The following is an 18,122-nucleotide window of genomic DNA, read 5'->3' on the forward strand; positions in this document are numbered from 1 at the left end:
CCATGAACGACCACGGCCTCTACACAGAGGGCTTCAGCATCTTCTCCATCGACGCCGACTGGCCGGAATCCCGGCAGGTCATGGGGCACAGCTACGACTCGGTCACCGGCGACGTCCGTCTGACCCTGTGGTTCGGCTCTCCGTACTACGACTACCAGGTCGCGCACATGACGGTCCTCAGCGCCTCCTCCGGAAATGCGGAGGCCGACGAAGCTCTGGAACGCGCCTATGCGATGTACTGCCACCTTGGCGAGGAACGCCCGGACAGCTTGCCGGCCTCCGAACCCGTCACCATCACCGTGGACGGGAATCCCGTGACGTTCGAGCTCTGGCGCAACAGCGTCCACAGTTCCTGGGTCGCGCGGGGACGCGTCGAGAGCACTGAAGTGGTCCTGTCCGGCTACGACGTCGAACCCAGCGAGCTCAGCCTGGTCCGCGTGAGCGACCTGACCTCGTTCAGGAACCCGTTCGAGTCCCGCAGGTAGGTACTCGACGGTTCCGCGCTCAGTCTTCACACGACACCGTCGGCCCTCCCGCCCGCAGGGAGCAGGAGAGCAGACGGCACCTCGTCGCGCCTCAGGGAGACTCGCGCCGTACGGGTTCTCCGTAGTTACGCCGCATCACGTACCGTCCCCGTGAATTGCGGGCCCTCGATGCCCTCTCCGGACGGGTCGTACGTCCACAGGCGCAGGCGTAGCGACTCCTCGCCCTCGGTCACTTGGTCGGTGATCGTGGGGATCGAGATGTCGATGCTCAGGTCGCCCGCCGGTACCTCGGACATGAGGAGGGCGCCGTTCGGCAAGGTGGACAGGGGGCGTTCCGGGTCCGGGGACGCGCCCTCGAAGTTCATGCCCAGCCAGATCGCCGCGACGTCCTTGGTGGACAGTTCCGTGCCGTCGGAGACGGGGAGGATCTCCAGGTCCGTCCACATGGCGCTGTCGGCGATCGCCGAGAGGCTGATTCGCCAGGTCAGTGGCTGGCCCTCCGTCACCTGGTCCGTGAGCGGTGTCATCGTCACCGTGGGCTGGGGGTCGTCGTTCTGCGCGGTGACGCCGCCCGCGTACGCGCCGGCCACCGTGCCGCGTACGGCCTTCACCGCCACCACGTGCCTCGCGTCCGAGCCGTAGCGTGTGTTGCCCTCGACGGAAACCGGTACGTCGATGTCCGTGCCGGCCCGGACCTTCACCGTGCGCGCGACCAGGCCGGCGCTGCCCGGCTCGGCCACGAACAGGCGGACCTCGCCGGTGCCCGAGCCTGACACCCGTACCGGCACCTGGTAGGTGCGCGAGCCGGAGTCGCCCTCCTTGACGGTCAGTTGGCCGACGTCCACGCGGGCGAGTTTCGCGGGCTCGACGGCGGGGGTGCCGGGGCGCCAGCCGTAGGCGTCCACCAGCCATGCCGTACCGGAGTCGGTACGAGGGGTCAGGTGGAGGGTCGCGGTGTGGGCGAGGTCGATGCGCTTGCGGGTTTCGGCGGACAGGGGGACTCGGACCTCGCGCGCCCAGTACGAGGACGTACGGGAGGTGCCCGGCACGCCGTCGACGGTCACCCGGCCGAGGTCCGCGCGCTTGCCGGAGGTGTCGCTGAGGGCGACATCCAGCTCGGTGCCCGTGCTGTTCGGCGGGACGATCACGCGCAGGCTCAGCGAGTTCGCGGCGGAGAGGGCGACCGGGTGGGCGGGGGTGAGACTGGTGGTGGTGCCGGGGTGGGGCCAGGTCATGGCCAGCGCGTAGCGGTCCGGCTCCTTGCCCGGTGCCACCCCGCGCCACTGGGCGAAGTGCGGGGAAGCTGTCCTGAGGGCGGGGTCAAGGCAGGAGACGTTCGGGTCCGGGTCCACCTGGGCGCACAGTCGGCCGCCGGTCACCTTGGCGGAGGAGTCGGGGACGAACGCCCCTGTACGGGCGGCGCCGACCGCGTGGGTGAGGACGCGGGCGGGTCCGGCGGAGGCCGCGCGGGCGGGGGAGCCGTCGAGCAGCGGGCGCGCGCTGTCGTCACCGGCGACGAACAGCCGGGCCGCGGCGGCTATGTACGTCGAGCCCGCCTTCTGCTGCTGCTCGGCGGTGAGCCGGGTGGCGGTGCCGGGCGAGCAGAGAGGGTCGTGCTCGTCGCCGCCGTAGGAGAAGTCGTCGTTGGCCGGCGCGGTGGCCTGGCCGGGGGTCCACTCGCTGTTGAAGTAGTTGTGGTTCGCGCCGGTGATGTAGACCGCGCTGTGCAGGGCCTTGCCGCGGCTGACTCCTCGGGTGCCGTCGACGTAGTACTCGCCCTGGAGGTCGATGACGTCTCCGTCGCAGCCCGGCAGGATCGTCACGGACGGCACGTCGGGGGCGGGGTTCTGGCCGAAGATCGTGGGGCCTATGAGGACGGTTCCGCGTATCTTCCAGCGGGTCGGGCCGTGGTAGCCGTCCTGGTCGGCCGGGGGCGGGGTGAGGCTGTCCAGCGCGGCCCTGTCGGCGCCCTCGCCGCCACGGGAGTGGCCGACCAGCAGTACCCGGTCGAGGTCGGCGCGAGGTGCCCGTCGTACGACCTCGGGGGCCGTGGACGGGTCGGCGGCCCAGTCCGCCCAGTGGGCCAGGTGCAGCCGTATCAGCGAGGAGCGGGCCTGGGCGCCGGCGTCGGCGGCCTGCCAGTCCTGGGCGTTGATGGAGTTGGCCGAGATGGAGACCGTCACATAGCCCTGGGAGGCGAGGAGTTGCTGGTCGTGCAGGTAGCCGCGGTAGCTCGGCACCGGCTCGTAGTCGGTGGGGCACGGCCATTCGAGGGTCGAGTCGTCTCCCTTGAAGCAGGAGACGTGACGACCGTGGAGGAACAGGGCGAGGGGGCGGTTGCCGGTGGCGCCCTCCGGCGCGACCACCTCGGCCTTCATCTCCACGTCGGTGTCGTAGCCGGGCAGCTGGACCGACGGCAGGGTGTACTCGCCGCTGGTCGTACGGAAGGGGCCGGGTACGCCCGGGTCGACCTTGTTCACCGTCGTCGCCGCCCGGGACAGGCGTGACAGGTGTGACGGATCCGTTGTGCTGTCGGCTGCCGCGCGTCGTTCGCGGGCCGCCGCCTTCACTCCGGCCGCGTCCAGGCGGCGGCCCGCGGCCTCCACCCGCAGGTCACTCGCTCTGCCGAGGCGCACTCCGTCGAGCGGAAGCCGGAAGGTGCGGCCGTCCGGGGCCGGTTCGGGAGTGCCCAACAGGCGTTCCCCGCTGCGGAATTCGACCTGGGCATCGCCCACCGGCACCTTCTCCGGCGAGCGCCACACCAGCTCCGCCGAGTTCCCCGAGCCGGTGGTCAGCCAGCCTTCGGGAAGTCCCGGGGACACGGGAGCGGACGGCCGCCCCGGCTCCGGTTCCGGCGAGGCCTGCGCCGCCCCCGGCGACGCGAGCGCCAGCGCGAGGGCCGCTGTCACAGCGGCCGTCACGCGCGAGACATGGATCACTTGTGTTCCTCCTGGTGGTCACTGCCACGGGGACCCCACGGGCCCCCGGACTCCCCCAACGCACCAAATGGAACACATTCGAACGCCCTGTCAGCCCTTCGCACAGCATTCGCACAACTTCCGCTCCTTCCGCACAACAAGACACGTGCAACCAGGGGGAGTTGGGGCGGAGACAACGTTCCGGTCGCGACCGGTCGCTCACCCGAACATCCTGTCGCCGGGCTGCGCCTGCCCGACCCGGCCCCACGCCTCCTGCTCGGCGCCCTCGACGCGACCGTCGGCGCTTTTTATGCAAGTACGCGTAGGTCCCCGGAGGACAAACCGTCGGGCAACGCCATCAGCTCTTCGTCAGCAGCGCCTTGAGCGCGATGTTGAGTTCCAGGACGTTGACCCGCGGTTCACCGATGAAGCCGAGGGTGCGGCCCGTGGTGTGGTCGTCGACCAGTTTCTGGACCTGGGCGGCGGACAGGCCGTTGCGCGCGGCGATGCGGTGGACCTGGAGGTCCGCGTAGGCCGGGGAGATGTCCGGGTCGAGGCCGGAGCCGGAGGATGTCACCGCGTCCGCGGGTACCTCGGAGGGCTTCACCGGGTGGCCGGGCGTCGAGTTGTCCTTGACCACGGCGGCCTTGGCGGCGGTCACCCAGGCGATCAGGTCCTTGTTGTCGCCGGAGCGGTTCGTCGCGCCGGAGAGGATCAGCTTGTACTGGGTGTTGACGGTGTTGCTGCCGAGGCCGTTCTGCGGGCGGCCCTGGAACCACTTCAGGTCGGGGACCGGGGTCTCCTGACCCTTCTTCAGCGGCAGGTTGTACGACTGTCCGATGAGCGAGGAGCCGACGACCTTGCCGTCCGCCTTGATCTCGGAGCCGTTCGCCTTGTCGCTGAACAGTGCCTGCGCCACACCTGTGACGGCCAGCGGGTAGATGACGCCTGTGAGCACGGTCAACACCAGAAGGGCGCGTGAACCCGCTCCCAGCAACCGGGCTGTGTTGACAACGGAGTTGTTCATGTCCTCTAACCGTTCCTCTAACCGTTCTTCTAACCGATCCCGGGGATCAGGGAGATGAGCAGGTCGATGATCTTGATGCCGACGAAGGGCGCGACCAGTCCGCCGATGCCGTAGACGGTGAGATTCCGGCGCAGCATCTTGTCCGCGCCGACCGGCCGGTACTGCACGCCCCGCAGGGACAGCGGCACCAGCGCGATGATGATCAGCGCGTTGAAGATGACCGCCGAGAGGATCGCGGAGTCGGGCGAGGACAGGTTCATGATGTTGAGCCTGTCCAGGCCCGGGTAGACCGCCGCGAACAGCGCCGGGATGATCGCGAAGTACTTCGCGACGTCGTTGGCGATGGAGAACGTCGTCAACGCGCCCCGGGTGATGAGGAGTTGCTTGCCGATCTCGACGATCTCGATCAGCTTCGTCGGGTTCGAGTCGAGGTCGACCATGTTGCCGGCCTCCTTCGCGGCCGACGTACCCGTGTTCATCGCCACGCCGACGTCCGCCTGGGCGAGGGCCGGGGCGTCGTTCGTACCGTCGCCCGTCATGGCCACGAGCTTGCCGCCCGCCTGCTCCCGCTTGATGAGGGCCATCTTGTCCTCGGGAGTGGCCTCCGCGAGGAAGTCGTCGACGCCCGCCTCCTCGGCGATCGCCTTGGCGGTCAGCGGGTTGTCCCCGGTGATCATGACGGTCTTGATGCCCATGCGGCGCAGCTCGTCGAACCGTTCCCGCATGCCCTCCTTGACGACGTCCTTGAGGTGGATGACGCCCAACACCCGCGCCCCGTCGGTGTCTTCGACGGCCACGAGCAGCGGGGTGCCGCCCGCTTCCGAGATCCGGTCGGTGAGCGCGCCGGCGTCCTCGGAGACCTCGCCGCCCCGCTCACGTACCCAGGCGACGACCGAACCGGCCGCCCCCTTGCGGATCTTCCGGCCGTCGACGTCCACGCCCGACATCCGGGTCTGCGCGGTGAAGGCGATCCACTCGGCGCCGACGAGTTCGCCCTGGTGACGCTCCCGCAGCCCGTACTTCTCCTTCGCCAGCACGACGACGGACCGTCCCTCGGGCGTCTCGTCGGCCAGCGACGACAGCTGGGCCGCGTCGGCCAGTTCGGCCAGTTCGGCCTCGCCGGTCCCCGCCACCGGGACGAACTCGGCGGCCTGCCGGTTGCCGAGGGTGATGGTGCCCGTCTTGTCGAGCAGCAGCGTCGAGACGTCACCGGCGGCCTCGACCGCCCGGCCGGACATGGCGAGCACATTGCGCTGCACCAGCCGGTCCATGCCCGCGATGCCGATCGCGGAGAGCAGTGCTCCGATCGTGGTCGGGATCAGACAGACCAGCAGCGCCACCAGCACGACCATCGACAGATGGGTGCCCGCGTAGTCCGCGAAGGGCGGCAGGGTGGCGACGGCGAGCAGGAAGACGATGGTGAGGGACGCCAGCAGGATGTTCAGGGCGATCTCGTTGGGCGTCTTCTGCCGGGCCGCGCCCTCGACGAGGCTGATCATGCGGTCGATGAAGGTCTCGCCGGGCTTCGTCGTGATCTTGATGACGATCCGGTCGGACAGCACCTTCGTACCGCCGGTGACAGCGCTGCGGTCGCCACCGGACTCGCGGATGACGGGCGCCGACTCCCCGGTGATGGCCGACTCGTCCACGCTCGCGACGCCCTCGACGACATCGCCGTCCCCGGGGATGATGTCGCCGGCCTCGCACACGACCCGGTCGCCGATGCGCAGTTCGGTGCCGGGCACCTGCTCCTCGGTCGTCCCGTCCGCCGCGAGCCGCCGCGCGACGGTGTCGGTCTTGGCCTTGCGCAGGGTGTCGGCCTGCGCCTTGCCACGGCCCTCGGCGACCGCCTCCGCCAGGTTGGCGAAGATCACGGTCAGCCAGAGCCAGGCGCTGATGGTCCAGCCGAACCAGTCGCCCGGGTCCTTGAAGGAGAACACCGTCGTCAGCACCGAGCCGACCAACACCACGAACATCACCGGTGACTTGACCATCACCCGGGGGTCGAGCTTGCGGACGGCGTCCGGCAGCGACTTCAGCAGCTGCCTGGGGTCGAACAGGCCCGCGCCGACACGGCCCTCGGGGGCCTTGTGAGCCGTGGGCGCGTCCTGGTGGGGCGCGAGGGTGGGTGTGGACATGGGGTCCTGCTTCTCTACGTCGGTGGTCATGACGCCAGCCCCTCGGCCAGCGGTCCCAGCGCGAGGGCCGGGAAGTAGGTCAGACCGGTGATGATGAGGATCGCGCCTACCAACAGGCCGGTGAACAGCGGCTTTTCGGTGCGCAGGGTGCCGGCGGTGGCGGGTATGGGCTGCTGTTCGGCGAGCGATCCGGCCAGCGCCAGGACGAACACCATGGGCAGGAAGCGGCCCAGGACCATGGCCAGCCCCAGGGTCGTGTTGAACCACTGGGTGTCCGCGTTCAGCCCGGCGAAGGCCGAGCCGTTGTTGTTCGACGCGGAGGTGTAGGCGTACAGGATCTCGGAGAAGCCGTGCGCGCCGGAGTTGGTCATCGAGTTGCCGGGGGTCGGCAGTGCCATCGCCGCCGCCGTGAAGACGAGGGCGAGGGCCGGGGTGATGAGGATGTAGCAGGCCGCGAATTTGATCTCGCGGGTGCCGATCTTCTTGCCCAGGTACTCGGGCGTACGGCCGACCATGAGCCCCGCGATGAACACCGCGATGACCGCCATGATCAGCATGCCGTAGAGGCCGGAACCGGTGCCGCCGGGCGCGATCTCGCCCAGCATCATCCCGAGCATGGTGATCCCCCCGCCGAGCCCGGTGAACGAGGAGTGGAACGAGTCCACCGCCCCGGTCGAGGTCAGCGTCGTCGACACCGCGAAGATGGACGAGGCTCCGACTCCGAAGCGCTGCTCCTTGCCCTCCAACGCGCCGCCCGCGATGTCGAACGCCGGGCCGTGGTGGGCGAACTCCGTCCACATCATCAGGGCGGTGAAGCCGACCCAGATGGTCGCCATGGTGGCGAGGATCGCGTACCCCTGCTTCACGCTTCCGACCAGCACGCCGAACGTACGGGTCAGCGCGAACGGGATCACCAGCAGCAGGAAGATCTCGAACAGGTTGGTGAACGGGGTCGGGTTCTCGAAGGGGTGCGCGGAGTTGGCGTTGAAGTAACCGCCACCGTTGGTCCCGAACTCCTTGATGGCCTCCTGCGAGGCGACCGCACCCCCGTTCCACTGCTGCGACCCGCCCATGCCGTGCCCATTCAAGAATTGCCCGACTTCATGAATCCCGGCGAAGTTCTGGATCGCACCGCAGGCCACCAGCACGACCGCGGCGACGAAGGCACCCGGCAGCAGGATGCGGGTGACCCCGCGCACCATGTCGGCCCAGAAGTTGCCCAGTTCACCGGTACGGGACCGGGCGAAGCCGCGTACGAGCGCCACCGCGACGGCGATGCCGACGGCCGCCGAGACGAAGTTCTGCACGGCGAGCCCGGCGGTCTGCACGACATGGCCCATGGCCTGTTCGCCGTAGTACGACTGCCAGTTGGTGTTGGTCACGAAGGACACGGCGGTGTTGAACGCCTGGTCCGGGTCGATGGCGCTGAAGCCGAGCGAGCCGGGCAGCACGCCCTGGAGCCGCTGGAGCAGATAGAGGAACAGGACGCCGACCGCCGAGAAGGCGAGGACACCGCGCAGGTACGCGGGCCAGCGCATCTCGGTGTCGGGGTTGGCGCCGATGCCCTTGTAGATCCACTTCTCGACGCGCCAGTGCTTGTCGGTGGAGTAGACCCTGGCCATGTGGTTGCCGAGGGGGATGTAGGCGAGTGCCAGTGCCGCGATCAGGGCGAGCAGCTGGAGAACGCCGGCGAGTACGGGACCCATGGCGGTACTCAGAACCTCTCCGGGAAGATCAGGGCGAGGACGAGACAGCCCAGCAGGGCGACGGCCACGACGAGGCCGACAAGGTTCTCGGCGGTCATAGCTTCGTCACCCCCTTGGCGGCGAGAGCCACCAGCGCGAACACCGCGATCGTGGTGACGACGAAGGCCAGGTCGGCCATCGCGAGCTCCTAGAACTGGAAGAGGTTCGGAACGGAATCGGACAGAAAGAGCAAACCCCGCCCCTGCTCGGGATCGACCGGCCATTGACGAGTCCCTTACGGCGGCCCGCACACCTTTGACGGGGTTCTTACGGCCAGGGCCTTTGGTCTCTTCCCGACTCATGACGAACACGGCACGGCCTCGCCGGTTGCCGCGCTTATTCGCCGCCGGGGCGTTTCCGAACCGTGACGATCGGCATGTCCGGCTCCCCCACCTGCGCCGTCGTACGCCCCGCCAGCCCTGTCAACGGCTCACACCCCCACGTATACATCCCGCGTATACACGCGACGTATACACGGTGTGTAGAGTGCGGGGCATGTCCATCGGTCACACCCTTTTAGGGCTCCTTGAGGCCGGGCCGTGCCACGGCTACGACCTCAAGCGGGCCTTCGACGAGAAGTTCGGTCATGACCGGCCGCTGCACTACGGCCAGGTCTACTCGACGATGTCCCGCCTGCTGAAGAACGGTCTTGTCGAGGTCGACGGGATCGAGGCGAACGGCGGTCCCGAGCGCAAGCGCTATGCGATCACCGGCGCCGGAGTCACCGACGTGGAGCAGTGGCTGGCGACCCCGGAGAAGCCGGAGGACCACCTCCAGTCGACCCTCTACACGAAGGTCGTCCTCGCCCTGCTCACCCGGCGCGACGCCGCCGAGGTCCTCGACACCCAGCGCTCCGAGCATCTGCGCAGCATGCGGATCTTCACCGAACGCAAGCGCAAGGGCGACCTGGCGGACCAACTGATCTGCGACCACGCCCTGTTCCACCTCGAGGCCGACCTGCGCTGGCTCGAGCTGACCGCCGCCCGACTCGACAAACTCCGTGAGGCCGTGACCCGATGACGACTTCTCCCCCTTCTCCCCCCGGTTCCCTGATCAGCGCGCACGACCTGCGCAAGGCGTACGGTCCGACCAACGCACTGGACGGCGCCCGGTTCTCCATTCACCCCGGCGAGGTCGTCGCCATCATGGGCCCCTCCGGGTCCGGCAAGTCCACACTGCTGCACTGCCTCGCCGGCATCGTGCAGCCCGACTCCGGGTCGATCGTCTACTACGGGCGTGAACTGACGACGATGAGCGACGCCCAGCGCAGCGCGCTGCGCCGCTCCGAGTTCGGGTTCGTGTTCCAGTTCGGCCAGTTGGTGCCCGAGCTGACCTGTGTGGAGAACGTCGCCCTGCCGCTGCGGCTGAACGGAACCTCCCGCAAGGACGCCGAGAAGGCCGCGCTCGGCTGGATGGAACGCCTGGAGGTCGACGACCTCCAGGCCAAGCGTCCCGGCGAGGTGTCCGGCGGCCAGGGCCAGCGCGTCGCGGTGGCCCGTTCCCTGGTCACCGGGCCGCGTCTGCTGTTCGCGGACGAACCCACCGGCGCGCTCGACTCCTACAACGGCGAACGCGTGATGGAACTGCTGACGGAGGCGGCCCGTTCGACCAACGCGGCCGTCGTGCTCGTCACCCACGAGGCACGCGTGGCCGCCTACGCCGACCGCGAGGTCGTCGTCCGCGACGGCCAGTCCCGTGACATGGAGCGCGCCGTATGAGTCCTCGCCAATGGGCCAGGGACCTCCAGATGGGGGTCCACTTCGCCGTCACCGGCGGACGCGAGGGCTGGGTCCGGATGACACTCACCGCCGTCGGCGTCGGCCTCGGCGTGGCACTGCTCCTGCTGTGCACCGCCCTGCCCAACGTGTTCGCCGCCCGCGACAGGGTGGAGAACGCCCGCTACGACTACTCGTACTCCGACGAGGCCCCGCCGAAGGCCGACAACACCTTCCTGACCGCCGAGACCGACACCACCTGGCGCGACGACGACATCCGCGGCCGGCTCCTCGAGCCCGAGGGCAAGCGGGCGCCGCTGCCCCCGGGGCTCGACAGCTTCCCGGGCAAGGGCGAGATGGTGGTCTCCCCCGCGCTCAAGGACCTGCTCGCCTCCGACGGCGCCAAGCTCCTGCGGGAGCGGCTGCCCTACAAAATCACCGGCACGATCGGTGAGAGCGGACTCGTCGGCTCCCACGAACTGGCCTACTACGCGGGCGCTTCGGGGCTGCAGCTCACACCCGTCACCGACGTGCACCGGCTGTCCGCGTACGGCCCCCCGGACGCGCCGTCCGAGAAGACCGACCCGGTGCTGCTGCTCATGGTCCTGGTCGTGTTCGTGATGCTGCTGGCCCCGGTCGCCGTGTTCGTCGCCGCCGCCGTCCGCTTCGGCGGCGAGCGCCGCGACCGCCGGCTGGCCGCGCTGCGCCTGGTCGGCTCGGACAGCCACATGACGCGGCGGATCGCGGCGGGCGAGGCGCTCGCCGGAGCCGTGCTCGGGCTGTTCGTCGGCACCGGCTTCTTCCTCCTCGGCCGTCACACGGTGGGCACCACCGAGGTGCTGGGCGTGAGCGTCTGGCCCAGCTACCTCGACCCCTCCCCCGCCCTCGCCGCGCTGGTGGCGGTGGCGATCCCGGTCGCCGCCGTACTCGTCACCGTGCTCGCGCTGCGCGGCGTGGTCGTGGAACCGCTCGGCGTCGTGCGCGCGGCCAAGCAGCGCCCCCGCAGGCTGTGGTGGCGGCTGCTGCCGCCCGTGGCGGGCCTCGCGATGCTCTACCCGATGATCGGCAAGGGCCGCAAGAACGGCGACTTCAACCAGTACCTCGTCATAGGCGGCGTACTGCTGCTGCTGATCGGCATCACCGCGCTGCTCCCGTGGGCCGTGGAGGCGGTCGTCGTCCGCCTCGGCAAGGGCGCGCTGTCCTGGCAACTCGCGGTACGACGGCTGCAGTTGAGCAGCGGGACCGCCGCGCGCATGGTCAACGGCATCGCCGTCGCCGTGGCCGGAGCCATCGCCCTGCAGATGCTGTTCACGGGAACGCAGGGCCAGTACACCAAGGAGACCGGCCAGGATGTGAACCGGGTCCAGATGCAGGTCAACTTCAGCAACCCCAAGCAAAACTCCAGTGTCGACCGGGAGTTCGCCCACACGAAGGGGGTACGGGCCGCGGTGGCCCCGGCCGTCGCGTCGTACGCGACCGTCGCCCTGGACCCGGAGAACGAGAACGGCCTGACCGTGGGCAGTTGCACCGTCCTGCGTGAACTCGCCACCCTGCCCTCCTGCAAGGACGGCGACGTGTTCGTCACCAGCACCAGGAGCTTCTACGCAGACCCCAGCAACGCCGAGGAGATAGCCCTCGTCAAGCCCGGCCGGCGCCTCTACATCAACCCGTCGTACAGCGACGCCACCGAACGCGGCCTCGAGGTGCCCTGGACCGTTCCGGCGAACGTACGGGTGGTGGAGGCGCGCAAGGACTCACTGCAGAAGGCCAACAGTCTGCTGGTGACCCCGGCCGCCCTGCCCGCCGAAGCAGCGCCCGCGTTGTACTCGGACGGGGTCTACCTGCGCCTTGACCCCTCGGTGCCGGACGCACGGGAGTACGTACGCAACGCCCTCGCCCGGATGGACCCGCTGGCACGGGACTTCAGCTGGTCGGCGACCGAGGTGAACGACAAATATGCCTCCCTGCGCACCGGCCTGTTCGTCGGCTCCGCGTTCGTGCTGGCGCTGATCGGCGCGAGTCTGCTCGTCTCCCAGCTGGAGCAGCTGCGCGAGCGCAGGAAGCTGCTCTCCGTGCTGGTCGCCTTCGGCACCCGGCGCCGCACGCTGAGCCTGTCGGTGCTGTGGCAGACGGCCCTCCCGGTCGGCCTGGGCCTTCTCCTGGCCACGACGGTGGGTGTCACCCTGGGCGCGGTGCTGCTGAAGATGACCCGAACCCCGGTGGCGATGGACTGGCCGAGCGTCCTGACCATGACGGGAGTGGGAGCGGGGGTGGTAGCCGTGGTCACCCTGCTGAGCGTGCCACCACTGCTGCGGATGATGCGCCCGGAGGGGCTGCGCACAGAGTAACGGCACGCGCGTCGCCTGAGGCGGGCTCCTTCCTTGGTTGGGGAGGGGCCCGCTTCTGTGCGTTCTTCGGCCCCCTGAACCGACCCGGTCAGGACCAGGACCGAACATTGCAGAACTTTGCCAGACCCGGCAGAACAGGTGGGAACACGGGTGCGATGATCACTCTCCTGTCCGTTCTGGCATCGTTCGCCCGTTCATCTGGAGTTTCCTGTGCGTCGGTCACTCATCGCGCCGCTCGCCCTTGTCGCCGGTCTGGCGAGCATCGCCTCGGCCGGGCCCGCGCTCGCCGACACCCCCGCCGGGCCCGTGTTGCCTGTCGTGTCCGATCTCGGCGGCGACCCCGGCGACGCCGGGTATCTCGAGTTCCATGCGAGCTCCGACACCGCGATCGACCCCGCCTCCATCACCGCGCAGCTCACCCTGCGCGTCTCCGGTGACCGGCCGGTGACTGCCGTCACCGGATTCACCCTCGTCTCCGGCAGCGCGCAGGACGGTACGTGGCGCAGCTCCCAGCGGCTGGCGCTGGGCGCCCATGGTGTGTACGACGCGACACTCGATCTCGCCGACGCGGACGGCGACCACCCCGGCAACCTCGGTCAGGGCGTCCTCCGTTACGAGGACGTGCCCGTGTTCGGTAACACCGCGCTGGACCGGGCCGTCGTGGACTTCGATCACCCGACCGTGACCGCCACGGGCACCGTGTCGACGTTCGACCCGGCCACCGGCGAGACCACCCCCGGCTGGACCGGCAGCAAGCTCTACCTCACCGGTACGCGGTCGGCGGGGTCGGGATCGTGGGAGGTCGGGACCGACGCCCAGAGCGACGGAAGCTACCGGGTCACCGCTCCCGTGCGCTCCGATGTGTACGTGTACGCGGTGCAGCAGGACTCGCAGACGGTGAGCAGCGACCACGTGTTCGTGGACCGGACCACCAGCCCGACCAGGATCGTCTTCGACAAGGCCGACGCCACGGCGCTGTACGAAAGCTCCTACACGCTCGGCGGGACCGCGCAGTACCTGAGCCCGACGACCAACAGCTGGACGCCGTTGACGGCCGGCGGCCCGGACACCGAGGTTCTCGTCCAGGGTCCCCTCGGCACCCACGCGTACGACCTCGGTGCCGAAGGCAGGTTCAGCGAGACGCTGGCCTCGGTCACCGGCAACACCGGTTGGACAGTCGGCGTCGGAGGCTTCGGCTTCCTCCGGCAGGGCAGCGCGCAGGCCACCCTCCGCGCCCTCTCGAGTTCCGTCCTGACCTGGGGCGACCGCACCTTCACCGGCGCCGGCGCCATCAGGGTCAAGGGCCGCCTCAGCTCCTCCGCGGGCCCCCTGCCCACCGGAGGTGTCCGCCTCCAGCAGTCGTCCGACGGCCGTACCGGCTGGACGACGGTGGCGACGGTGACCCCCAACTCCACCGGCTTCTTCGACACCTGGCACAAGCTGAGCCGCCCCACCGGCTATCTGCGCCTGAACTACCCCGGCAGCAGGTCCGCGACCACGGCCACGACCGGTGTGCTGCACCTGACCCGCGCGGTCACCCGCGTCACCGGCTTCAACGCCTCCCCCGAACCTGTCCGCAAGGGCCGGAAACTGACCGTCACGGGGATCCTGCAGCGGGCGAAGGGCACCGGCTGGACGGGCCTGGCCGGGCAGCACGTGACCGTCCGTTTCCGCGCCGCCGGGGCCACCACCGGCACCCGGGTGGCGACCGTGACCACCGGCAGGGACGGCAGGTTCACCGCCACGTTCACCGCCCAGCGGGACGGCACCTGGTACGCGGCGTACACCGCGCCGAGCGGATACCTCGACACCGCCACCGCCACCGGGGACTACGTCGACGTCCGCTGACCGCCCCCCACTCATTCGCTCAGTTGTCCGGGAACCCCATCGGAATTGTCCTTGATCCGTAACGGACGCATCCCGTGGCCTCCATTCACCGTCAAACAGGTTGGTCGCGAGGCGACCAGGTGATTGGGCGGAACTGCGGGAGAGCGGGGCGGACATGGCGCGGCACAACGGCGGGCGGGGCTGGTACGGCAAGGTACTCGGCGCGGCGCTCGGGGTGACGCTGCTCGCCACCGGCGCCTCGGTGTGGACCGCGCAGGCCGGCTCCACGGGCGGCTCCGCGCCGAAGGCGACCACGTCCGCCAAGCCGGCCAGTGTCGTCAAGCCGGTCGCGGTGACCATCGTGCACGCCTCGGACAAGGGCGCGCGCGGCGTCAACATCACCATCGACGACGGCCCCGACCCCGAGTGGACCCCCCAAGTACTCGACGTACTGCGGGAGTTCGGGGTGAAGGCCACCTTCTGCATGGTGGGTACGCAAGCCGAGGCCCACCCCGACCTCGTCAAGCAGGTCGTCGCGGCCGGGCACCGGCTGTGCGACCACTCGGTGTCGCACGACACCACCATGGACAAGAAGTCCGAGGCCTACCAGTCGCAGCAGATCCTCGACGCCGAACGCATGATCACCAAGGCGTCCGGCGGCGTCCGCCCGATGTACTACCGCGCGCCCGGCGGCGCCTTCACCCCCTACAGCCGCAAGCTGGCCGCCTCCCGTGGCATGCGCCCGCTGGGCTGGAACGTGGACACCAAGGACTTCGAGCGGCCGGGCACGGACGCCATCGTCACCACCGTCGAGCGGGAACTGCCGAACGGCCCGACGCTCCTCTTCCACGACGCCGGAGGCGACCGCTCCCAGACCGTCGAGGCCCTGCGCCTGATCCTCCCCAAGCTCAAGGAGCAGGGTTACGTGTTCGGCTTCCCGGTGCGCTGAGCCGGACGCCCGCTCGGCAACGGGTCCGGGCTCGGTGCCAGTACCGCCGAGACCACCGCGCGGGCGGACGCCATGACATCGGCCGTGAAACGCAGGCGCCCGATGCCGAGCCGACGCAGTGCCGGGCCGTGGTCGGCGGTGACGACGACACAGACCGCGAGCAGGAGGAGCCGCCAGAGTGCCGTCACCGGGCGGCGCGCGGAGCGGGGCAGTTCGGCCAGGGAGGCGTTCAACCGCTCGCAGTGGAACGGGACATGGCGCTCCTCGTCCGCCAGGATCCGCGCCGCCACCTCCGAAGTGAGCGCGTCGGAGGTGCCGTCGCGCAGGACCCGGTAGTAGCGCAGCGCCACCACCTCGGCGATCATCAGCACCAGCAGTTCCATCCGCAGGCCCATCAGCCGCCGCAGCCGCACGAAGACGGTGTCGCTCCAGTGACCGGCCAGCGTCGGTACGCCCCCGGCGGCCAGCAGCCGGGCGAGCAGACGGGCGTGGTTCTGCTCCTCGGCGACGAACAGCCGCACCGCCCGCGCGTAGTCGGCGTCGCCTGCCTGGTCCGCCTTGCCGATGAGGTTCGCGCCGTCACCGTCCTCGCCGACCTGGAAGCGCTGGACACTGGCCCACACCGCCGGATGCAGGGTCGCGCCGCGCACCCAGTCCGGGTCCCCCTGGGCGTGCCGGCGCTCCCGCTCGTCCTCGAACCGCTCTGTCCACTCGGCGAATCCGCTCGTACGCATACGCGCCCGGTCCCCTGTCCGTCTCGGCCTCCGTGGCACGCAGTCGGTCGTGCCCTGAAGACAGACGACGCCAGGCGGGCCCCGAACCGTTCCAACGCGCCTGCCCGGCCGGTGACGCGGGTCAGCTCACCGGCGTGAGGATCACCGCCTGGCCGCCCGCGCTCGTCATCGCCACGTTGAGGGTGGTGGCCGAGGTGACCGTCCTGGTGCTGACGACCGTGGGGGTGCCGTGCGGGCTGCTGGCGGCCGTGCCGTCGGCGTAGATCGTGGCCGTGTACGACGTACCGCTGTCGAGGAAGGACAGCGCGACCGGCACCGTGCGCGCGGTCTCGTTGTTCATCGCGCCGAGGAACCAGGTCGCGCCGCTGCGGCGGGCCACGGCGACGTACTCGCCGAGGGACGCGGCGACCGTGGTGCTCTCGTCCCAGGTGGTGGGGACGGCGTCGAAGAAGGCGAGGCCCGGCCAGTTGGCGGTGGTGGCGTAGGCGGAGGGCTTCGAGTACCAGTAGAGGAAGTTGAGCGGCTGGTAGTAGACGGCGGCCATCGCCAGCTGGTGGTTGTTGGTGGTCTGGTCGCGCGACTGGCCGTAGCAGATGGTGTAGTCCATCGGGCCGCCGACGTTGCGGGCGAAAGGCAGCAGGATGTTGTTCGTGGCGGTGGGGAACTGCTCGTTGCCCCGGACGCCCTCCAGGCTGATCCAGTTGGGGTACGTGCGCTCGTAGCCCCACGAGCGGACGTCGTCGTGCATGTCGATGAGCAGCTCGTACTTGGCGGCGGCCTTCGCCCAGCTGATGATCTGGTTGGTCATGGCCTGGGTGCCGTCGTTGATGAACCCCAGCTTGATACCGGCCACGCCCCAGCTCTTGTAGAGGGCGAACAGGGTGTCCGGGTCCGTCAGGGCGATGCGGTTGACGTAGAGGAAGACTCCGACGCCGGATGTCGTGGCGTGGTCGATCACCGTGGGCAGGTCGATGGCCGCGATCGGGGTGGTGGCGTCGGGCGTGCTGAACTCGGGGCCGTACCAGCCGGCGTCGTACTCGATGTACTGAAGGTTGCGGGCGACGGCGAAGTCCACGCCCTCGATGCCGGCGGCGGTGGTCAGTTCGCAGCGGAACACCTTGCCCGGCCTGATCCAGGAGGTGTCCGGCAGGGCGCAGGGCGGGGCCAGGTTGAGCACCAGCTCGGCGTTGTCGATCAGCTCGCCGGCCTCGTCGCCGAGCACCAGCACCCGCCACGGGGTGGCGAACGGCGTGGTGACGGTCGAGGTGTTCTGTGTCGTGCCGGAGGAACGGGCCGGCTTCTTCATCAGATACGTCTTGAGCGTGTTGGCGGCGCCGGTGACCGAACTGACCATCGAACGGGGGTAGTTGACCCGGGAAGCCTCACAGAGGGTGGCGTACGGGCCGCTGCCCAGGGTGACCAGCAGGGGCAGGTCGCTGAGGTTGCCGTTGTCGGTGCTCGAGGTGCCGGTGAGCGGGATGGCGTCCGGCGCGGTCGGGCTGTAGGCGGCCTCGTCGCGGGCCGCATACACCGAGGTGCTGTCGGGGAAGACGAAGGTGGTCAGCTCGTCGGCGATGGTGGCGCTGCCGGTGTCGAGCAGGACGTAACGCAGGGCCACGCCGGTGTCGTAGGCGCGCAGTTGGACGGAGAAGTTGACGCCGCTGGTGCCGTCCCGGAGGTTCCAGCGCATCTCCTGGTAGTGGTCGCGGACGGTCGCGTTGCGGCCGAAGACCGGGGTCCAGGTGCTGTCCTTGGTCCAGTGCTGGTAGTTGGTCACCGACACGTTGCCCGTGCCCAGTGCGGTGCCGTTGCTCAGCACCAGGCCCAGCGCCGAGGAGTTGAGGACGGTCGCGCCGCCGCGCTTCACCGACCACTGGAGCACCCCGCCGACCAGGGACATCGTGATCCGGTTCGCGCCGTCCGGAGAGGTGGCCGTGATCGACGCGTCCGCCGCCCGGGCCGCGGACGCGCCGCCGAGGCCGAGGACCGCGCCCCCCGCGGTGACCGCCGCCCCCTTGAGGATCCCGCGCCGTGACAGGTTCCCGGGTGATGCGGGAGCTTCCATGGGGTGCCCACCTCAGTTCGAACAAAACCAACCAGTAACAAACCATGACGACTGCAGGTGATGTTCTACGCGTCGACCTTCGGGCAGGTCAATGGATCAGCCCAAAGTCAATAAAAAGAAACAGAATCCAACGTCGATCTCTTGACAGGGCATCAGCGGACAGTTGTCATT

At 69.5% G+C, this 18,122-nt stretch carries 13 protein-coding genes; 6 read left to right on the plus strand and 7 right to left on the minus strand.

Translation table 11 applies throughout. From position 1 onward, the window contains the following. Positions 1-2: 2 nt before the first annotated feature. Entirely contained in the window at positions 3-485 is a 483-nt protein-coding gene (locus tag PV396_RS18185) for a hypothetical protein (protein ID WP_319205809.1), read from the plus strand. Between the two features lie 125 nt (positions 486-610). On the opposite strand, the gene PV396_RS18190 is transcribed toward PV396_RS18185, so the two are convergent. The 5 genes from PV396_RS18190 to kdpF form a co-directional block, all read right to left on the minus strand. After that, positions 611-3,424, minus strand: a complete 2,814-nt coding sequence (locus tag PV396_RS18190; RefSeq protein WP_319205810.1) for a hypothetical protein — start codon at positions 3,422-3,424, stop codon at positions 611-613. A gap of 337 nt (positions 3,425-3,761) precedes the next feature. After that, complete coding sequence (locus PV396_RS18195) at positions 3,762-4,430, minus strand: potassium-transporting ATPase subunit C (RefSeq protein WP_319205811.1); 669 nt, start codon at positions 4,428-4,430, stop codon at positions 3,762-3,764. 29 nt (positions 4,431-4,459) lie between these two features. Beyond that, positions 4,460-6,598 carry a potassium-transporting ATPase subunit KdpB gene (gene kdpB / locus PV396_RS18200; RefSeq protein ID WP_319205812.1) on the minus strand — a complete coding sequence of 713 codons (2,139 nt, stop codon included), beginning with the start codon at positions 6,596-6,598 and terminating at the stop codon, positions 4,460-4,462. Next, the gene (gene kdpA, locus PV396_RS18205; protein WP_319205813.1) at positions 6,595-8,274 is read right to left on the minus strand and encodes a potassium-transporting ATPase subunit KdpA; all 1,680 of its coding nucleotides are present in this window, start codon (positions 8,272-8,274) and stop codon (positions 6,595-6,597) included. The genes kdpB and kdpA overlap by 4 nt, the downstream gene beginning before the upstream one ends. Before the next feature lie 8 nt (positions 8,275-8,282). Continuing rightward, positions 8,283-8,372: a K(+)-transporting ATPase subunit F gene (kdpF, locus tag PV396_RS18210; protein WP_319205814.1), complete on the minus strand. Its 90-nt coding sequence runs from the start codon at positions 8,370-8,372 to the stop codon at positions 8,283-8,285. Between the two features lie 436 nt (positions 8,373-8,808). Between kdpF and PV396_RS18215 the strand changes: the two genes are divergently transcribed. The 5 genes from PV396_RS18215 (at position 8,809) to PV396_RS18235 (ending at position 15,152) form a co-directional block, all read left to right on the plus strand. Then, positions 8,809-9,333, plus strand: a complete 525-nt coding sequence (locus PV396_RS18215) for a PadR family transcriptional regulator (RefSeq protein WP_319205815.1) — start codon at positions 8,809-8,811, stop codon at positions 9,331-9,333. Further along, positions 9,330-10,031, plus strand: coding sequence for an ABC transporter ATP-binding protein (locus PV396_RS18220; RefSeq protein ID WP_319205816.1), 702 nt, complete (start codon positions 9,330-9,332; stop codon positions 10,029-10,031). Before PV396_RS18215 ends, PV396_RS18220 begins: the two co-directional genes overlap by 4 nt. Next, positions 10,028-12,376, plus strand: coding sequence for an ABC transporter permease (locus PV396_RS18225; protein ID WP_319205817.1), 2,349 nt, complete (start codon positions 10,028-10,030; stop codon positions 12,374-12,376). Before PV396_RS18220 ends, PV396_RS18225 begins: the two co-directional genes overlap by 4 nt. Before the next feature lie 210 nt (positions 12,377-12,586). Further along, on the plus strand, positions 12,587-14,224 hold the full coding sequence (locus PV396_RS18230) for a hypothetical protein (protein ID WP_319205818.1): 1,638 nt from the start codon (positions 12,587-12,589) through the stop codon (positions 14,222-14,224). 154 nt (positions 14,225-14,378) lie between these two features. After that, positions 14,379-15,152, plus strand: a complete 774-nt coding sequence (locus PV396_RS18235) for a polysaccharide deacetylase family protein (RefSeq protein WP_319205819.1) — start codon at positions 14,379-14,381, stop codon at positions 15,150-15,152. Here PV396_RS18235 and PV396_RS18240 read toward each other — a convergent pair. Together PV396_RS18240 and PV396_RS18245 are read right to left on the minus strand one after the other, a co-directional pair. Then, a complete protein-coding gene (locus PV396_RS18240) occupies positions 15,125-15,886 on the minus strand; it encodes a ferritin-like domain-containing protein (protein WP_319205820.1) in 762 nt (253 codons plus the stop codon). The genes PV396_RS18235 and PV396_RS18240 overlap by 28 nt on opposite strands. A 121-nt stretch (positions 15,887-16,007) precedes the next feature. Further along, positions 16,008-17,951: a glycoside hydrolase family 97 protein gene (locus tag PV396_RS18245; protein WP_319205821.1), complete on the minus strand. Its 1,944-nt coding sequence runs from the start codon at positions 17,949-17,951 to the stop codon at positions 16,008-16,010. Between the last annotated feature and the right edge of the window lie 171 nt (positions 17,952-18,122).

Source organism: Streptomyces sp. ME02-8801-2C, assembly GCF_033793965.1.
Taxonomy (GTDB): domain Bacteria; phylum Actinomycetota; class Actinomycetes; order Streptomycetales; family Streptomycetaceae; genus Streptomyces.